Raw genomic sequence first — 18,683 nt, 5'->3', positions numbered from 1 at the left:
TTTTGTGTACCTTTACTATAACAACTAAATAGTGTTTTTAAACTAAATGAAAAGAAAAATTACCCTAAAACAAATAGCAAAAGAGTTAGATGTATCGGTCTCTACAGTTTCAAAAGCCTTAAGTGATAGCAAAGAAATTAGTGAAGATACTAAGCAAAAAATTCAAGCCTTTGCAAAATTATACAACTACAGGCCCAATAATATTGCTTTAAGTTTAAAAAACCGAAAAACTAAAACCATTGGTATTTTAATTCCAGAAATTGTTCATCATTTTTTTTCTACGGTAATTCGAGGTATTGAGCGTGTGGCCAATAGGCGTGGTTATAACGTAATTGTGGGGCTATCTAACGAGTCGTTTACTAAAGAAATTATAAATATGGAAATGCTTGCCGGTGGCAGTATAGATGGTTTTATTTTATCAATATCTAAGGAAACAATGCTTAAGCAAGATTACCATCATTTTAATGCTACCATAGATCAAGGAATACCAATTGTTATGTTTGATAGGGTTGTAGATGAGGTAGATTGTGATAAAGTTATTGTAGACGATTTTAAAGGCGCCATAAAAGCTGTAGAGAAACTTATTGCAAATAAATGCAAAAATATAGCGCTTATTACTACTATGGATTATATAAGCGTTGGAAGATTAAGAACACAGGGGTATTTAGAGGCTTTGAAAAATGATAATATTGAAGCAAATCCTAATTTGATTTTAAAAATTGATGATAAACTAGATGTTGAAAATCATATCGAAGTTTTAGAAAATGAAATTGAACAATTTTTTAAAACAAACCCTAAAATTGATGGCTTGTTTGCTGTAAATGAACTGTATGCAGTTACAGCTATGAAAGTGGCTCGAAAATTAGGGTTAACAATTCCTGAAGATATGCAAGTTATTGGCTTTACTGATGGTGTTTTGTCTAAACACGCAACGCCAAGTTTAACTACAGTGAGCCAACATGGGCAAAAAATTGGTGAACAATCGGCTAATTTATTAATAGATAGATTAGAGGCAATGGATTATGATCAGCCATCGTATTTGGCTAGTAATGAGCCTAAAAAAGATTTTATAAAATTAGTGATTGAAACAGAAATCATTGAAAGAGAATCTACTAAATAAATTTTTTTATAGTAATTTAAAAACTTTTATTTATCTTTGACCCAAATTCAAAACTTATATTTTCACTTCTCACATAAGTTTTGATAAGTACATATCGCTTATCAAATAGTATTAATTTTAACATACTATTTAATGGAAAAGCGTAAGTTAAGTTTCTGGGAAATTTGGAACATGAGTTTCGGTTTCTTAGGAATTCAATTCGGTTTTGCACTGCAAGGAGGCTTTATGTCTCGCATTTTTCAAACATTAGGAGCTAATCATGATGATATTCCATTACTATGGATTGCTGCACCTTTAACAGGTTTGTTGGTACAACCTATAGTAGGTTATTTAAGTGATAGAACGTGGCATTCTAAGCTTGGTAGGCGTAGGCCTTATTTTTTAATTGGGGCTATTTTAAGCTCAATAGCTTTATTTTTTGTGCCGCATTCACCTGCATTGTGGGTAGCCGCTGGTTTTTTATGGGTGTTAGATGCATCTATAAACATATCTATGGAGCCATTTAGAGCCTTGGTAGCCGATAAGTTACCCGAGTCGCAAAGGTCATACGGTTTTGTTGTGCAAACTTTAATTATTGGTATTGGCACTTGGGTGGCAAGTAATTTGCCTTGGATGGTATCGCAACTTGGCTATAGTGATGCAGCGCCGCAAGGTGTTGTTCCTATGTCTGTTAAAGTTGCCTTTGCAATTGGTGGCTTTGTTTTTCTATTAAGTGTATTGTACACCATTTTTACTACAAGCGAATATCCGCCAGAAGACCTAGAGGCATTTCAAAAGGAAAAAGAACAAAAAAGCAGATTTATAAAAGATATTACTGAAAACATAGGGAAAATGCCCAAAACAATGAAACGTCTTGGAGTTATTCAGTTTTTTTCATGGTTCGCTTTTTTTACCATGTGGAGTTTAGCTACCCCTGCACTAACAGAGCATGTGTTTAATGCGCCGGCACCAGTTGAAGCTAATTTTAACATGGAAATTTCAGCAGAAAAAGAAGCTTTTAACATTGCTAATACGGCGTTTCAAAAAGCATCAAATTTAGTGGGGTCTGCCATGGGTATTTATGGGTTGTCATCTATGGCTTTTGCCTTGTTGTTAACCTTTTACACATCAAAACGAACCATAAATCGTAAATACGTTCACATGATATCACTCATGCTGGGTGGTTTAGGGTTTATTTTAATGTACTTTATTAACAATCCAGATTACTTAAAATATTGCTTTGTACTTATTGGTGTTTCGTGGGGTAGTATATTATCTATGCCTTACGCCATGTTATCAAGCTCTGTAGACCCCAAAAAAATGGGCATGTTTATGGGTATTTTTAACATGTTTATTGTAATACCACAAATAATAGCAGCTTTAGGCGGTATTAATTTTATTTCAGGATTAATAGGTGAAGAAGCAATAAATGCAATGCTAGTTGCAGGAATGAGTTTAATTGTAGCAGGTTTATGTAACTTTTTAATAACCAACAAATCTGCCATATCATATCAAACAGAAAATGAATAAGATAGGTGTAATATTCGATTTAGACGGCGTTATAGTAGATACTGCCAAATACCATTTTTTAGCTTGGAAAAAATTAGCCGATAGTTTAGGCTTTGAGTTTACCGAAACACATAATGAGCTTTTAAAGGGCGTAAGTAGAGTGCGTTCTTTAGAAATTCTTTTAGAAGTTGGAAATAAAACCATTTCCGAAGCGCAAAAACAAGCGTATTTGGTAAGTAAAAATGAAGATTATTTAGAGTTTATTACAAAAATGACGGCAGATGAAATTCTACCAGGAGTAAATAAACTTTTAAATTATTTAGATGAAAAAAGAATAAAATACGTGTTAGGTTCTGCGAGTAAAAATGCGCCATTAATTTTAAAGCAAATAGGTTTATACAATAGGTTTGAAGCCATTGTAGATGGTAACAGTGTTAGTAAAGCAAAACCAGATCCAGAGGTGTTTTTAATAGGGGCCGAAAAACTAAATATAAAACCAGAACACTGTGTGGTTTTTGAAGATGCCATTGCAGGTATTGAAGCAGCTAAAAATGCAGGCATGTTTGCAGTTGGTGTTGGAGATAAAAAAACACTAAACCAGGCAGATTATAACGTAAACAACTTAACCGAAATTTCAGAACGTTTTTTTGAAACGTTAATGACATTAAATTGAAAGAAAGATGAATCAAGATTATATAAAACCAAATAGCTGGTCTATCATAGAAGAAGGTTTTGATGCCAGTAGAGTAGAGGCCTCAGAGAGTTTGTTTAGTATTGGTAATGGTGCTATGGGGCAACGTGCTAATTTTGAAGAAAGCTATTCGGGGCAAACCTTTCAAGGTAGCTATATTGCGGGTGTTTATTACCCTGATAAAACCCGCGTAGGTTGGTGGAAAAATGGCTATCCAGAGTACTTTGCTAAAGTTTTAAACGCACCAAATTGGATTGGAATAGACGTTGAAATTAACGGCGAAACTTTAGATTTGAATACTTGTACAAAAGTTGAAGATTTTAAGCGTGAGCTTAACATGAAAGAAGGGTGGTTAGCAAGAACGTTTACCGCAAGCTTGCCAAATAATATAAAAGTAAAAGTTGAAAGCCTACGTTTTTTAAGTTTAACATTAGATGAATTAGGTGCTATTAAATACAGCGTAACACCTTTAAATGCAGATGCAGAGGTTGTTTTTAAACCGTATTTAGATAATGGTATTACTAATAAAGATACAAACTGGGACGATAAGTTTTGGGATGTTTTAAACGTAAGCAATCAAGGTGAGCAGGCATTTATTGAGGCAAGAACCATGAAAACCGATTTTCATGTGTGTACTTTTATGCAATCTCAAATTAGTGTAAATGAAAAAGGGCTAAATTTAGAACCTTCGCTTGAAACTGAAAATAATAAAATTACCTTCTCATATAAAGCCAATGTAAAACAAGGCGAAACTTGTACCATTAATAAATATGCAGGTTATACTGTTGATAGAAACCACGATAAAAAGGCTTTAGTTTCAGCAGCAAAACAAGTTTTAGAAAAAGCGCAAACTTTAGGTTTCAATGCGCTTTTAAACAACCAAAAAGAAGCTTGGGCAAACATTTGGGAACGTGCCGATATTACTATTGAGGGCGATGTTAAAGCGCAACAAGGTATTCGTTTTAATATTTTTCAATTAAACCAAACCTATTTAGGTACAGATTCTAGGTTAAATATTGGGCCAAAAGGATTTACAGGCGAAAAATATGGTGGTAGTACCTACTGGGATACCGAGGCCTATTGCATACCGTTCTATATGGCAACCAAAGATCAAAGTGTTGCAAAAACTTTATTAGAATATCGTTATAACCACTTAGATAGAGCCATTGAAAATGCTGAAAAATTAGGTTTTAAAAATGGCGCAGCATTATATCCAATGGTAACCATGAATGGTGAAGAGTGCCACAACGAATGGGAAATTACTTTTGAAGAAATTCACCGTAACGGCGCCATAGCTTTTGCTATTTATAATTACCATCGTTACACAGGAGATTATAGCTACATTCCAGAAAAAGGATTGGAAGTTTTAATTGGTATTGCCCGTTTTTGGCATCAACGCGCTAACTTTTCATCCGAAAAAAACAAATACGTTATTCTTGGCGTTACAGGACCAAACGAATACGAAAACAACGTAAATAACAATTGGTACACTAACTATTTAGCGCAATGGTGTATTAATTATGCGCTTGAAAATTTAGAAATTGTAGATTCAAAATATAATAATGATTTTGTTAGAATTGCCGAAAAAGTAAAACTTACTAAATCTGAAATTGCCCTTTGGAAAGCCGTTGCAGATAACATGTATTTTCCTTATTCTGAAAAACACAATGTATTTTTACAACAAGATGGTTTTTTAGATAAAGCATTAATTACAGTGGCTAATTTACCTAAAGAAGAACGTCCAATAAACCAATATTGGTCTTGGGACAGAATTTTACGTTCACCTTACATTAAACAAGCCGATGTATTACAAGGTTTCTACTTTTTTGAAGATCAATTTTCTACCGAAGAATTACAACGTCATTTCGATTTTTATGAGCCTTTTACAGTACACGAAAGTTCATTGTCGCCATGTGTACACAGTATTCAAGCTGCAAAATTAGGCAGAATGGAGCAGGCTTACACCTTCTATTTAAGAACCTCGCGTTTAGATTTAGATGATTATAATAAAGAAGTTCATGAAGGCTTACATATTACAAGTATGGCGGGCACTTGGATGAGTATTGTTGAAGGTTTTGGTGGTATGCGTGTTAAAGATAATACACTACATTTTGAGCCTAAAATTCCAGAACAATGGGAAGCATTTTCGTTTAAAGTTAATTTTAGAAACTATATAATAAAAGTAAATGTAACGCAAACCCAAACAACCTTTGAAATGGTAAGCGGTAACGCACTTAATATTTGTGTAGATGGCAAACCACAAACGGTTAAACCAAAGACGCTTCAAACATCAAATTAAAAAAATACAGGTAATGAAACAAATTGCAATTTTATTAACACTCTTTTTTGTAGCAACCATAACCTTAAATGCACAAGAGTTAAAATCGCCTAACGGAGAGTTAATTATGACTTTTAGCATGCAAGGTAACGGTGTGCCAACGTACAAGTTAAGTTTCAAAAACAAAGCGGTTATTAAGCAAAGTACATTAGGGTTAGAGCTGAAAGATGACGAAAAATCTTTGTTAAACGATTTTGTGGTTGTTACAACAGAACAAGCTACATTTAATGATACTTGGCAGCCAGTTTGGGGAGAACAAAACGAAATTCAAAATAATTATAACGAGTTAGCGGTAGCTTTAAAACAAAACGAAACCAACAGAAAAATGACTTTACGTTTTAGGTTGTTTAATGATGGTTTAGGCTTTCGTTATGAGTTTCCTGAACAAACCGAATTGGTGTATTTTGTTATAAAAGAAGAGCGTACGCAATTTGCTATGGCAGGTAATCATACCGCATTTTGGCTACCCGGAGATTATGATTCTCAGGAGTATGATTATACCGAAAGTAAATTATCTGAAATTCGCAAACTTTTTGATACCGCTGTAACACATAACGCATCACAAGAACAATTCTCTAAAACAGGTGTTCAAACATCCTTAATGATGAAGTCAAGTGATGGTTTATATATCAACTTACATGAAGCAGCGTTAATCAATTATTCGTGCATGCATTTAGAGTTAGATGATGAAAATTTAGTTTTTGAATCACATTTAACACCAGATGCGCAAGGCAATAAAGGTTATTTGCAAGCGCCATGTACTTCGCCATGGCGTACCGTTATGGTTAGTGATGATGCTCGCAATATTTTAGCATCAAAATTAACCTTAAATTTAAATGAACCTTGTGCTATAGAAGATACATCATGGATAAAACCTGTAAAATATATGGGTGTTTGGTGGGAAATGATTACCGGAAAAAGCAGTTGGGCTTATACAGATGATTTGCCTGCGGTACAATTAGGAATTACAGATTACAGTAAGGTTAAACCCAATAGAAAACATGCAGCCAATAACGAGAATGTGAAACGTTATATAGATTTTGCTTCAGAACATGGTTTTGATGGTTTGTTGGTTGAAGGCTGGAATGAAGGTTGGGAAGATTGGTTTGGTAAATCTAAAGATTACGTGTTTGATTTTGTAACACCCTACCCAGATTTTGATGTTGAAGAAATTCACGCGTATGCGAAATCTAAAAATGTTAAAATGATTATGCATCATGAAACTTCTGGTTCTACAAGAAATTATGAGCGCCACATGGACAAAGCATATCAATTTATGAAAGATAACGGATACAATGCTGTAAAAAGCGGCTACGTTGGTAATATTTTACCTCGTGGAGAGCATCATTACAGCCAGTGGGTTGTTAACCATTATCAATACGCACTTGAAAAAGCAGCCGATTATCAAATAATGATAAATGCTCATGAAGCTGTTAGGCCAACAGGAATTTGCAGAACATACCCCAATTTAATTGGTAACGAATCGGCAAGAGGAACCGAGTTCCAAGCCTTTGGTGGTTCTAAACCAAACCATGTTACGGTATTGCCTTTTACACGTTTAATTGGCGGACCAATGGATTATACACCGGGCATTTTTGAAATGGATATTAGCAAATTAAATCCCAACAATAATTCGCATGTAAATAGCACCATTGCTAATCAATTAGCCTTGTATGTTACCATGTATAGCCCATTACAAATGGCAGCCGATTTACCCGAAAACTACCAACGTTTTATGGATGCTTTTCAGTTTATAAAAGACGTTGCTGTAGATTGGGATGAAAGTAAGTATTTAGAGGCAGAACCTGGGCAATACATTACCGTATCACGAAAAGAAAAAGGAAGTAATAACTGGTTTGTGGGTAATGTAAATGGTGAAAAAGCTAGAACATCTTCCATTAAGTTAGATTTTTTAGAAAAAGGCAAAAAGTACATGGCTACTATTTATGCCGATGCTAAAGATGCCCATTATAAAACCAATCCGCAAGCCTATAAAATTTCAACAAAAAAGGTGACTAGTAAAACTAAATTATCAATGTTATCGGTTCCTGGAGGCGGTTACGCTATTAGTATTTTCGAAATAAAATAAATAAAATTATGAATTATATATTCAGTAGAAATAAAATACAATGGGTCATATTATTTTTAACAGTGTTTGCTGTTTCATGTAAAAATGAAAGTAGTATAGCTGTTAAAAAAGCACCTGTAATAGATATTGAAAAACACGATATTGAACGTGTAGAACCTTTAAATTGGTGGGTTGGTTTCAAAAACAATGCATTGCAGCTGTTAGTAAAACACCCAAATATTTCAAAAACAACGCCTCATATTTCATATCCGGGTGTTTCCATAAAAAAAACACACAAAGCAGGTAGTCCAAATTATCTATTTATAGACTTAATTATCGAAGAAAATACACCTGCTGGTAAATTCAATTTAGTTTTTACCGAAGACAATAAAACCGATTTGGTTTACACTTATGAGTTAAAAGAGCGCACCAAAGCAGCCGAAGATTTTGTAGGTTTTAGCAGTAGCGATGCGGTGTATTTAATTACACCCGATAGGTTTGCCAACGGTAACACCGCCAATGATGTAAATTCACAATTATTAGAAAAAACTGTTGATAGAACCAATGACTATGGTAGGCATGGTGGAGATATTGCTGGCATAACTAAACATTTAGATTATATTGAGAAAATGGGTTTTACAGCCATTTGGCCTTGCCCGTTGTTAACTAATGATATGCAAAGCTCATCATATCATGGGTATGCAATGACTAATTTTTATCAGGTCGATCCGCGTTTTGGTACTTTAGATGAATACATCAATTTATCAAAAAAGGCGCAAGAACGTGGCATGAAATTAATCATGGATCAAGTGGCAAATCATTGCGGATCTGAACACTGGTGGATGAAAGATTTGCCTTTTAATAATTGGGTGAATCAGCAAGAAACATTTCTTAATAACAAAGAAAGTCTATTCAATTCAAATCACCGCAGAACAGCTAATCAAGATATATATGCCTCTAAAAGCGATAAAGCAGCTATGAATGAAGGCTGGTTTGTGCCAACAATGCCTGATTTAAATCAGAAAAATCCATTTTTAGCAACTTATTTAATTCAAAATAGCATTTGGTGGGTAGAAACTTTAGAACTTGGTGGTATTCGTCAAGACACATACCCATATCCTGATAAAGAATTTATGAGTGATTGGGCAGGCGCTATAATGGCAGAGTATCCTAATTTTAATATTGTAGGCGAAGAGTGGAGCTACAACCCATTGCTAATTGCATATTGGCAAGACGGACATGAAAATAACGATGGTTATGATTCTAACCTAAAATCAACCATGGATTTTGCAATGCAAGCCAAAATTACTGAGGCTTTAAAAGAAGAAGAGTCTTGGGATCGTGGTTTGGTTAAAATTTACGAAGGTTTAGCAAATGATTTTGCTTATACAAGACCCAATGATATCATGATTTTTAATGACAACCATGATATGAGCCGTATTTTTACCCAGTTAAATGGTGATATAACCAATACAAAAATGGCCTTAAGTACCATTTTAACATTACCTCGTACCCCACAAATATACTATGGTACCGAAATTTTAATGAATGATTTTGATAAACCAGGAGACCACGGTTTGCTTCGAGGAGATTTCCCTGGTGGATGGGATACCGATACTGTTAATGCATTTACGGGCGAAGGTTTAACCAATGCGCAAAAAGACATGCAAAACTACCTTAAAACACTTTTAAATTTCAGAAAAAATAGTAAAGCTATTCATAAGGGTAAAACCATTCATTTTGCACCTCAAAATGGAGTTTACGTACTTTTTAGAATTTTTGAAAACGACGTTGTAATGCATGTAATAAATAAAAATGAAGGTGAAACAACTCTTGATTTACAAAGGTTTAAAGAAATAGGTCTGCAAGGTAAAACACTTAAAAATATTATATCAAACCAAACTTTTGTGTGGAATGATGTTTTAGAATTAAACGAAAAAGGAAGCTTTATTTTCAGTTCAAAATTATAACTTATGAAAAAATTAATAGCATTTTTTAGCTTCCTTTTACTTTTTACTACCTGTAAAAACGAACCGAAGCAAACAACAGAAAAAAAGCATATGAAACCAGTTAAAATAACTAAAAATATTACTGGTGGATATTTAGAGCGTTACACCAATTTTAAAACCAATTTAATCAAACCAAGAACGGTTGATGTTTGGTTGCCTAACAGTTATTCTTCAAATAAAAAATATGAGGTGCTTTACATGCACGATGGGCAAATGTTATTTGATGCCTCAACTACCTGGAATAAGCAAGAATGGATGGTGGATGAGTGGGCAAGTAAACTTCAAAATGAGGGCGTAACTCAAGATTTTATTGTTGTTGCCATTTACAATATTCCTGAAATACGTTGGCAAGATTTATTTCCTGAAAAAGCTTTTTCTAATTTAAATGATGAAGAAAAAACATTGATTTCTAATCAAAGAAATGAAATTAAACAAACAAGTGATTTATCGGGAGATAATTATCTGAAGTTTTTAGTTAATGAATTAAAACCTTTTATTGATAGCCAATACGCAACATTAAAAACTATGGAACATACTTTTGTAGCAGGATCAAGCATGGGTGGATTAATGAGTATGTATGCTATTTGCGAATATCCTGAAGTTTTTGGTGGTGCTGCATGTATGTCTACACATTGGCCAGGTGCTGCCCCAATAGAAGAAAATCCGTTACCAAAAGCTATTTTTTCGTATTTAAAAAAGCATGTGCCCAATGCTAAAAATCATAAAGTGTATTTTGATTATGGTTCAGAAACTTTAGATGCACACTATCCTCAATACGCTTCAACCGTAGATAGTATTTTTTTTAATAACGGCTATACATCTTCAAACTATAAAAATTTAAAATTTGAAGGCACAGACCATAGTGAAAATTCTTGGAATAAACGCTTAAACGAGCCGCTTACATTTCTGCTGAAAAAATAAATTTCAATAATAAATACTTATGAGAAAAGTAGTATTTTTAGTATGTTTATTGTTGTTTTTGTGTGTGTTTTGTTGCAAAAATGATAAAGCAGAATTATCAAAAAAAAACATAGTATTGAAAGAAAAATATGTTGTTTATCAGGTCTTTACTAGGCTTTTTGGTAACACAAACACCACCAATAAACCTTGGGGAACCATTGAGGGAAACGGTGTTGGCAAGTTTAACGACTTTACAGAAAAGGCCTTAACAGAAATAAAAAACTTAGGTGTTACTCATATTTGGTATACCGGAGTGCCGCATCATAATGTTATTACAGATTATACAGCATTTGGTATAGAAAACGATGATCCTGATGTGGTTAAAGGTAGAGCAGGTTCACCTTACGCGGTGAAAGATTATTACAACGTAAACCCTGATTTGGCGGTGAATGTTGAAAATAGATTAGAAGAATTTAAAGCTTTGCTACAACGCACACACAAATCTGGGTTAAAAGCAATAATTGATATTGTGCCAAACCATGTTGCTAGAAATTATAAAAGCCTAACAAACCCAAAAGGTGTAGAAGACTTTGGAGCCAATGATGATAAAACGGTAACATATCACGTAAATAATAACTTTTACTATAATCCAGATGAATCATTTAAAGTACCAACTTGGGAAAATGGTTATTCGCCTTTAGGTGATTATTCTCATCCGTTAGAAGATGGTTTGTTTAACGAGCAACCTACAAAATGGACTGGTAATGGGTCTCGTTTATCACAACCTAACATGAACGATTGGTACGAAACTGTAAAAGTGAATTACGGTATAAAACCCGATGGAAGTAAAGATTTTGATACACTTCCCAGTGGATTTGAAAATAAAGATTATAAAGCGCATTTCGAATTTTGGCAAGATAAAACGGTGCCAAATTCATGGATAAAATTTAAAGATATTGCCCTATATTGGATACACTTAGGGGTTGATGGCTTTAGATTTGATATGGCAGAAATGGTACCTGTTGAGTTTTGGAGTTATATGAATTCACATATAAAAACCGAAAATCCTGATGCTTTTTTATTGGCAGAAGTATACAACCCTAAATTGTACAGAGATTACATTAAAAAAGGAAAAATGGACTATTTGTATGATAAGGTGCAATTATACGATACCATTAAACATATTATGCAAGGCCATGGGAAAACAGACAATATACCGCCAATACAAGATAGTTTAAAGGATATTGAACACCACATGCTTCATTTTCTAGAAAACCATGATGAGCAACGTATTGCAAGCCCTGAATTTGCAGGAAATGCAGAAAAAGGTAAACCAGCTATGGTGGTTTCTGCAACCATAAGTACAGCGCCAACTATGGTGTATTTTGGGCAAGAAGTTGGTGAAGATGGTAGTGAACACGCAGGTTTTGGGCAGCCATCACGAACTTCAATTTTCGATTATATAGGCGTGCCAGCCCACCAACGTTGGGTAAATAATAAACAATTTGATGGAGGTCAACTTACTAATGAAGAAAAAAGCCTCAGAGATTTTTATAAACGTTTATTAAACATCACCATTTCAAATGTTGCTTTAGCAGGTAATTATCAAGATCTACATGTTTATAACAGAAAACATACCGAAAATTATTCAGATAAAGTACTATCGTATTTACGATGGAGTAATGATGAAATATTATTGATAGTAACAAATTTTGATGCTGAAAATAATTCAGAATTTAACTTAAAAATTCCGCAGAACATTGTAAAAACACTGCAACTTAAAAATGGAAGTTATAAAATACAAGATGTATTATACAATATATTTGAAACAACTTTAAAAGTTGAAAATTTTCAAGGTGAATTACATGTAAAACTTAATCCCTTAGAATCCTTTATTTTAAAAGTGAAAAAATAGAATTAAACGTACTCCGAAATAAAATATTGCCTAAAAAATGTAACTTTTTTAATGTTATGATGTCTTGTGTTTAACGACTAAGTTAAATATTTGTAAATTTGCAGCACAAGACGCTTAACATGATAGATATAAATGACAATATAGAATCTCCCTTAATTCTAAAGGTGAGTTTTAACAAGTTACTTCAGTATTATGAAGACTTGCTAAAGCACGATGATGAGTTTATTGTGGCCAAAGCTAAACGCGTTTTAAACACAGCAAAAGCTTATCCTGTATTACGTGAAGGGTTTACTGAAACAAAAATTTTAGAAGAAAGAAAAAAGGAAATTGGCATAATTTTACAAGATTCCTTTAGTCCTATTCTAACTAAAAACGAAATTAAAACAGCGTCAGTACCATTTCATGATTTAATTTTTAATAAATCTGAAAGGTTTAAAAATATCATAAAAACTGCAGGTAATAGTTTTGAGCTTCAAATAAAAAATATGCCTGAAGATTACAGGTATATTATAGCATGTACCATAATTTTAAACTTTTGTTATGGTTATGATATAAACTTTAAACGTCCATTATACTATGAAATTCCAGATGCAAACGGTATAACCCGTTATTATAAAATAATGTATAATGCCGATTTTTGTGAAATTAAACCCACTGGAACAGGGCCTAAAATTACTAAAGAAGACTACGAAGAATTACTTGATAACTTTGATAATTTAGAACTTTGGAAAGAAAAATTTCCGCCAAATAGCTATCTATTTGAAGGTTTTGTAATTTCAAACATATTTGATGTTACAGATGATCAATCTATATCAAATATAAAATCTACACTTATTAGAGATGACGGTAATAAAGATGAGAGTTTTATGGAAAGCTTTTATGAAATTTTCCGTTCATTATTAGGTATAAATGACATAAAAGTAGGCTTTTCAATTTATAACGAAGAAGAAAATAGTTTTGAGCATGTTTACGGTGTTAAAGCTAGTAGTTATTTATTGGGTAATATTGAAAAAGAAAATTGCAAAACGGCACTGTGTAATTGGTCTTATAACCGTATAATAAACGAACATAAAAACGTTTCTATATCAAATATTGAGAAGCTTTATACAAAAGAAGAAGGTAAATTGCCTCACATAAAAAAACTATATGACCAAGGTATAAAAAGCGCCATTTTTGCGCCTATAGCTAATGAAAGCGGTCTTATGGGTGTTATTGAAATTGTATCAAACAAGGCAAAGGTGTTAAACAGTATTAATGCCAATAAATTGGTTGATATTATGCCGTACATTGTATCTGCAGTAGAGCGATCAAAAGCTGAAGAAGAAAATTTAATAGAGGCTGTAATACAAAAAGAATGTACATCTATTCACCCAAGTGTACATTGGCGTTTTGCAAAAGAAGCCAAAGAGTTTATTAAAAAAGACATGTTAGGTCAGCAAGCAAGGTTTAAAAAAATTGCTTTTGATGGCGTCTATCCGCTTTACGGACAAATAGATGTTAAAGGATCATCAGATGCCAGAAACCATGCTACACAAAAAGATTTAGCACTACAATTAACGCTTGTAGATAAGATATTAGATGTGATTCCGGCTAATGAAAAATTACCGGTATATGAGCAGCTTAAGTTTGAAATAGCAAGTTTTGATGCGGCTATTAAAACCGATTTTAAAGTTGATACAGAGCAACAATTAACACGTTTCTTCAAAGAAGAAATAGAGCCTTTATTTATTTTCTTTTTAGAAAAAAAGCATTTTGCTAAAGAAGAAATTGAAGATTATTTTAGTAAAGTTGATACCAACCTTGGTGTTATTTATTACTACAGAAAAAATTACGACGATACCATTGCTTTAATAAACAAAAACATGTCTGCATTACTTGATGAAAAACAAGTAGAAGCGCAAAAAATGTATCCGCATTTTTTTGAGCGTTTTAAAACTGATGGTGTAGAGCACAACATGTATATTGGTGAGTCTATTACAAAAGAAGATAGTTTTAATACTATCTATTTGTATAACTTAAGGCTTTGGCAATTACAAGTAATGTATGAAATGGAAAATAGTTTTTACCAAAACCAAAACGAATATCCAATTGGTTTAGATGTTGCTTCAATGATTTTGGTATTTAATCAGCCATTATCTATTAGGTTTAGAATGGATGAAAAACAATTTGATGTAGATGGTACTTACAACGCACGTTATGAAGTAGTAAAAAAGCGTGTTGATAAAGCTTTTATCAAAGGTACAGAAGAGCGCGTTACAGCTAAAGGTAAAATGACTATTATCTACTCACAAAAAGAAGATGAAATAGAGTATTTAAAATACATTAGCTTTATGCAATCTAAAAACTTATTTTCAAATGATGTTGAAATAGTAGAGTTAGAAGATTTACAAGGTGTAACAGGTTTAAAAGCTATTAGAGTTAGCATGAATTACCAAAAACGTGAAAACGAAAACACGTTTTATTCATATGATGATTTAATGAATGAAATTAAGGCTTAAACTAGTCTGTAAGTCTTAATTTCATTCAATTTTTCTTTATAATTAGAGTTTATTAAAGTCTCTGTAGCGCCTTCTGGCAAAACATCCTCTAGATTTTTATTATTTTTTTTCAAAGCTAAACCAAATGATAGTACAGATACAATCATACCTATCATAAAAATAGTGTAAGTTATACGTAAAATACGGTATTTACGCTCTAAAACTTTACCCAAAAAGTATAGGTCTTTTGTTAATGAGCTGTAAACATAATCTTTGTCTTTTATTAGTTCTCTTACGGCCCAATCATATTCTTCTAAACTCATTTTATGAAAGTTTCCAAAAAACGTAAGGTTTACATTTTTGTTGGCTACATCTTCTTTAGTAAACTCGCCACTAGTAATGTTGGGGCGTGTAGCAATAATTGATAAAACCATAGAAATAACACATGATAACGTAAAAATAGCTGTAGGCCAAACCAAATATGGGTTGGTATCTAATTTTGAAATTAAATTAGCCAATACTAATGAAATAATAATGGCATTAACAGATAGTAAAATGTTGGCTTTAGTATCTGCAATATCACTAAGTTTTATATGGTTTCGTAACGCAACACGATAAAATGTTTGAATACCGCGTTCCGGACTTTCGTTTTTGTACTGTGCCTTGTATTTGGCTTTTATTTCTTCAGTTTTTAATTTCGTTTTACGCTTTTTCTTAGATTTTATAAGGTTAGCTAAGTTTTTTTCTTTTCTAGGTTGCCAGTTTTTTAAAGCGTAATCGGTATAAAATTCATGTTTTTCTGTAAGTACTTTTATGTTTTCATTTTCCCATTCAATAGGAGAATAATCGGCAATACCTTGTAATTCTAATTCTTTGCGTAAAAACTCACTAGCCTCATCAAAATACTTTTTTCCAAAGTGAGAAGCATCAGCATCACGTATAATTTTGTCTAATTCCGTTTTTGGAGAATCTTTAAACTTGGTAGCCATTATACAAGCATTAACTGCTGTTACTACTTTTTCATCAGCACCTTGTTCTTTTAAAAAATCAGTAGCTATTTTAACGCTTTCTTCTTCGTGGTCATCTCTTGTTTTTGTGTAGCCTGTGTCATGTAATAAGGCGGCAAGCTCAAGTATTTCAGCATCTTTTTTGCTTACATCGGTGTTTTCAATAATTTCTCTAGTGCTTCTTAAAACACGTTCTGTATGCGTATAATTATGATATAAAAAACTTTGATCTAATTCGTTTTTTAACAAATCAAATACAAATTTTTCAGTGTTTTCAATTAATTTCGACATAAAAATAAGTTGAATTTTAACCACAAAGTACTAAAATTTATGTGTAATTTTTCAACTTTATGAATAAAGATTTTGTTTGTAAGAATTACATGTAAATAACGACTATTGTTAAACCAAATTGTTAAAGAAAAATTATTTTAAATGCTTACCTGGAAAGATATTATAAGTTTTAGCGTAAACGGAAACCCCAAACCAAACAAACATGTTGAGAAAACTGATGCAGAATGGCAACAGCAATTAACACCAGAGCAATACCGAATTACCCGCTTAAAAGGCACTGAACACCCGCACAGTGGAGCACTTTGTACCGCTCATGATGCTGGAAAATATAACTGCGTTTGTTGTAACGAACCTTTGTTTGATTCTACTATAAAATTTAGTTCGGGTACAGGATGGCCAAGTTTTACGCAGCCAATAGCCGAAAACGCTATTAAATATGAAAAAGACACATCATACGGTATGGTACGTGTTGAGGTTATGTGTAATGCTTGTAATGCACATTTAGGACATGTTTTTCCTGATGGACCAGAGCCAAGTGGTTTGCGTTACTGCATAAATTCAGAATCTATGCAATTAGAAAAAGCTATTTAAAATGAATGAAAACATACAAATTGCTACTGTTGGTGGTGGCTGCTTTTGGTGTACAGAAGCCGTTTTTCAAGAGGTTAAAGGCGTAATAAAAGTAGTGTCTGGTTATTCTGGCGGTAATGTGCCAGGGCATCCAACTTACAGAGAAATATGTTCAGGTTTAACAGGGCATGCCGAAGTTGTGCAAATAACTTTTAACGCTGATGTTATATCTTTTGAAGATATTTTATTAATATTCATGACAACCCATAACCCTACAACTTTAAATAAACAAGGCGCCGATGTTGGTACGCAATACCGCTCTGTTATTTTTTATCATAATGATGAGCAAAAAGAAATTGCGCAAAACGTAATAAAGCAAGTAGCGCCGTATTACCAAGAACCTATTGTAACAGAAATTACTGCTTTAGATACGTTTTATGAAGCTGAAAATTATCATCAAAACTATTACAAAAATAATCCAAATCAAGAGTATTGTAGTTTTGTAATAACTCCGAAACTTACAAAATTAAGACAGTTTTACGCTGATAAGCTCAAATAAAAACTTTCAAAATGAAAAGCACAAAGCTTGAAATAAATAATAGTGACGGTAAAAAACTACGGGCGTATTTAGAGCTGCCCGCTAACCAAAAACCAAATAATTATGCTGTATTTGCACACTGTTTTACTTGTTCAAGTTCTTTAAATGCTGTAAAAAATATTAGTAGAGCCTTAACAACACATGGTTTTGCTGTTTTAAGGTTTGATTTTACAGGTCTTGGCCGAAGTGAAGGCGCGTTTGCCGATAGTCATTTTTCAGGAAATGTTAAAGATTTAATTTCAGTTAATAATTACCTAAAATTACATTACAAAGCACCGTCGCTTTTTGTTGGGCATTCTTTAGGCGGAGCAGCTGTTTTGGTTGCAGCTTCAAAACTAGAAAATGTAAAAGCAGTTGCAACTATTGGCGCGCCTTCATCTGTGTCGCATGTAAAACACTTGTTTTCTCATGGTATTGATGATGTAAAACAAAAAGGCGAAGTTATGGTGAATATTGGCGGCAGACCTTTCAAAATAAATAACGAATTTATTGAAGATTTTGATAAAACTAACTTGCCAGAAATAGTTGAAAACTTAAGAAAACCCCTTTTAATAATGCATGCCCCTTTTGATGGTATTGTGGGTGTAAAAAATGCACAAGCGCTTTATGAATATGCACACCACCCTAAAAGTTTTATAAGTTTAGATGGGGCAGACCATTTATTGAGTAATAATAATGATAGTATTTATGTTGGTGATGTTATTGGCAGTTGGGTAAAACGTTATTTTCCATCTGAAGATAATGAAATGCTTGATGTAAACGGTGAGCAAGTTGTTGGGCATTTAAATATTTTAGAAAATAATTTTACTACTAATATTCAAACAAAAAAACATAGTTTAATTGCCGATGAGCCTGAAGATGTTGACGGTAATAATTTTGGCCCATCGCCTTACGAATTACTAAGCGCTAGTTTAATTGCTTGTACAGCCATGACACTTAAAATATATGCCGAAAGAAAACAGTGGGGTTTACAAGAGGTGTTTGTGTATACTAACCATTCTAAAAAACATAGCAACGATTTAAATATTGAAACAGATGCACCAAAGTATTTAGATTTTATTGCAAAGCGCATAAAGTTAATGGGTAATTTAACCCAACAACAAAAAGAACGGCTAATAGAAATAGCATCAAAATGCCCAGTGCATAAAACCTTAAGTAACGGAGTTGTGTTTAAAACAGAGCACATTTTAGATTAAATTGCCTATTTTTGC

The 18,683-nt window shown here is 33.0% G+C and carries 13 protein-coding genes; 12 read left to right on the top strand and 1 reads right to left on the bottom strand.

Annotation, left to right across the window (positions count from 1 at the left end; translation table 11 throughout):
• Positions 1–46: 46 nt before the first annotated feature.
• The 9 genes from ACXAG4_RS09150 (at position 47) to ACXAG4_RS09110 (ending at position 15,027) form a co-directional block, all read left to right on the top strand.
• Entirely contained in the window at positions 47–1,120 is a 1,074-nt protein-coding gene (locus ACXAG4_RS09150) for a LacI family DNA-binding transcriptional regulator (RefSeq protein ID WP_475295773.1), read from the top strand.
• A 132-nt stretch (positions 1,121–1,252) separates the two neighbouring features.
• A complete protein-coding gene (locus tag ACXAG4_RS09145; protein WP_475295772.1) occupies positions 1,253–2,629 on the top strand; it encodes an MFS transporter in 1,377 nt (458 codons plus the stop codon).
• On the top strand, positions 2,622–3,281 hold the full coding sequence (pgmB, locus tag ACXAG4_RS09140; RefSeq protein ID WP_475295771.1) for a beta-phosphoglucomutase: 660 nt from the start codon (positions 2,622–2,624) through the stop codon (positions 3,279–3,281). Before ACXAG4_RS09145 ends, pgmB begins: the two co-directional genes overlap by 8 nt.
• 7 nt (positions 3,282–3,288) lie before the next feature.
• On the top strand, positions 3,289–5,598 hold the full coding sequence (locus ACXAG4_RS09135; RefSeq protein ID WP_475295770.1) for a glycoside hydrolase family 65 protein: 2,310 nt from the start codon (positions 3,289–3,291) through the stop codon (positions 5,596–5,598).
• 13 nt (positions 5,599–5,611) lie between these two features.
• Positions 5,612–7,726, top strand: coding sequence for a glycoside hydrolase family 97 protein (locus tag ACXAG4_RS09130; protein ID WP_475295769.1), 2,115 nt, complete (start codon positions 5,612–5,614; stop codon positions 7,724–7,726).
• 8 nt (positions 7,727–7,734) lie between these two features.
• Positions 7,735–9,675, top strand: coding sequence for a glycoside hydrolase family 13 protein (locus ACXAG4_RS09125; RefSeq protein ID WP_475295768.1), 1,941 nt, complete (start codon positions 7,735–7,737; stop codon positions 9,673–9,675).
• 3 nt (positions 9,676–9,678) lie between these two features.
• Positions 9,679–10,635 carry an alpha/beta hydrolase gene (locus ACXAG4_RS09120; RefSeq protein ID WP_475295767.1) on the top strand — a complete coding sequence of 319 codons (957 nt, stop codon included), beginning with the start codon at positions 9,679–9,681 and terminating at the stop codon, positions 10,633–10,635.
• 19 nt (positions 10,636–10,654) lie between these two features.
• Positions 10,655–12,529 (top strand): alpha-amylase family glycosyl hydrolase, encoded by a 1,875-nt coding sequence (locus tag ACXAG4_RS09115; RefSeq protein WP_475295766.1) that lies wholly within the window; start codon positions 10,655–10,657, stop codon positions 12,527–12,529.
• A gap of 119 nt (positions 12,530–12,648) precedes the next feature.
• On the top strand, positions 12,649–15,027 hold the full coding sequence (locus tag ACXAG4_RS09110; RefSeq protein WP_475295765.1) for a GAF domain-containing protein: 2,379 nt from the start codon (positions 12,649–12,651) through the stop codon (positions 15,025–15,027).
• Here ACXAG4_RS09110 and ACXAG4_RS09105 read toward each other — a convergent pair.
• Entirely contained in the window at positions 15,024–16,304 is a 1,281-nt protein-coding gene (locus ACXAG4_RS09105) for a Pycsar system effector family protein (RefSeq protein ID WP_475295764.1), read from the bottom strand. The two genes, ACXAG4_RS09110 and ACXAG4_RS09105, sit on opposite strands and share 4 nt — an antisense overlap.
• Before the next feature lie 141 nt (positions 16,305–16,445).
• On the opposite strand from ACXAG4_RS09105, the gene msrB reads away from it, so the two are divergent.
• Genes msrB through ACXAG4_RS09090 form a run of 3 tightly spaced genes read left to right on the top strand, consistent with a single transcriptional unit; the run spans position 16,446 to position 18,668 of the window.
• Positions 16,446–16,895 (top strand): peptide-methionine (R)-S-oxide reductase MsrB, encoded by a 450-nt coding sequence (gene msrB / locus ACXAG4_RS09100; RefSeq protein ID WP_475295763.1) that lies wholly within the window; start codon positions 16,446–16,448, stop codon positions 16,893–16,895.
• A 1-nt stretch (position 16,896) separates the two neighbouring features.
• Positions 16,897–17,433 (top strand): peptide-methionine (S)-S-oxide reductase MsrA, encoded by a 537-nt coding sequence (msrA, locus tag ACXAG4_RS09095; protein ID WP_475295762.1) that lies wholly within the window; start codon positions 16,897–16,899, stop codon positions 17,431–17,433.
• A gap of 11 nt (positions 17,434–17,444) precedes the next feature.
• Positions 17,445–18,668 carry a bifunctional alpha/beta hydrolase/OsmC family protein gene (locus ACXAG4_RS09090; protein WP_475295761.1) on the top strand — a complete coding sequence of 408 codons (1,224 nt, stop codon included), beginning with the start codon at positions 17,445–17,447 and terminating at the stop codon, positions 18,666–18,668.
• Positions 18,669–18,683: the final 15 nt, after the last annotated feature.

It is taken from the genome of Seonamhaeicola sp. ABD4_175 (assembly GCF_056160885.1).
This window is presented reverse-complemented; position numbering and strand designations above follow the sequence as displayed.

Bases quoted from the DNA above. Each gene is read 5' to 3' on its own strand.
- ACXAG4_RS09150 (WP_475295773.1), top strand. From the start codon at position 47: ATGAAAAGAAAAATTACCCTAAAACAAATAGCAAAAGAGTTAGATGTA.
- ACXAG4_RS09145 (WP_475295772.1), top strand. From the start codon at position 1,253: ATGGAAAAGCGTAAGTTAAGTTTCTGGGAAATTTGGAACATGAGTTTC.
- pgmB (WP_475295771.1), top strand. From the start codon at position 2,622: ATGAATAAGATAGGTGTAATATTCGATTTAGACGGCGTTATAGTAGAT.
- ACXAG4_RS09135 (WP_475295770.1), top strand. From the start codon at position 3,289: ATGAATCAAGATTATATAAAACCAAATAGCTGGTCTATCATAGAAGAA.
- ACXAG4_RS09130 (WP_475295769.1), top strand. From the start codon at position 5,612: ATGAAACAAATTGCAATTTTATTAACACTCTTTTTTGTAGCAACCATA.
- ACXAG4_RS09125 (WP_475295768.1), top strand. From the start codon at position 7,735: ATGAATTATATATTCAGTAGAAATAAAATACAATGGGTCATATTATTT.
- ACXAG4_RS09120 (WP_475295767.1), top strand. From the start codon at position 9,679: ATGAAAAAATTAATAGCATTTTTTAGCTTCCTTTTACTTTTTACTACC.
- ACXAG4_RS09115 (WP_475295766.1), top strand. From the start codon at position 10,655: ATGAGAAAAGTAGTATTTTTAGTATGTTTATTGTTGTTTTTGTGTGTG.
- ACXAG4_RS09110 (WP_475295765.1), top strand. From the start codon at position 12,649: ATGATAGATATAAATGACAATATAGAATCTCCCTTAATTCTAAAGGTG.
- ACXAG4_RS09105 (WP_475295764.1), bottom strand. From the start codon at position 16,304: ATGTCGAAATTAATTGAAAACACTGAAAAATTTGTATTTGATTTGTTA.
- msrB (WP_475295763.1), top strand. From the start codon at position 16,446: ATGCTTACCTGGAAAGATATTATAAGTTTTAGCGTAAACGGAAACCCC.
- msrA (WP_475295762.1), top strand. From the start codon at position 16,897: ATGAATGAAAACATACAAATTGCTACTGTTGGTGGTGGCTGCTTTTGG.
- ACXAG4_RS09090 (WP_475295761.1), top strand. From the start codon at position 17,445: ATGAAAAGCACAAAGCTTGAAATAAATAATAGTGACGGTAAAAAACTA.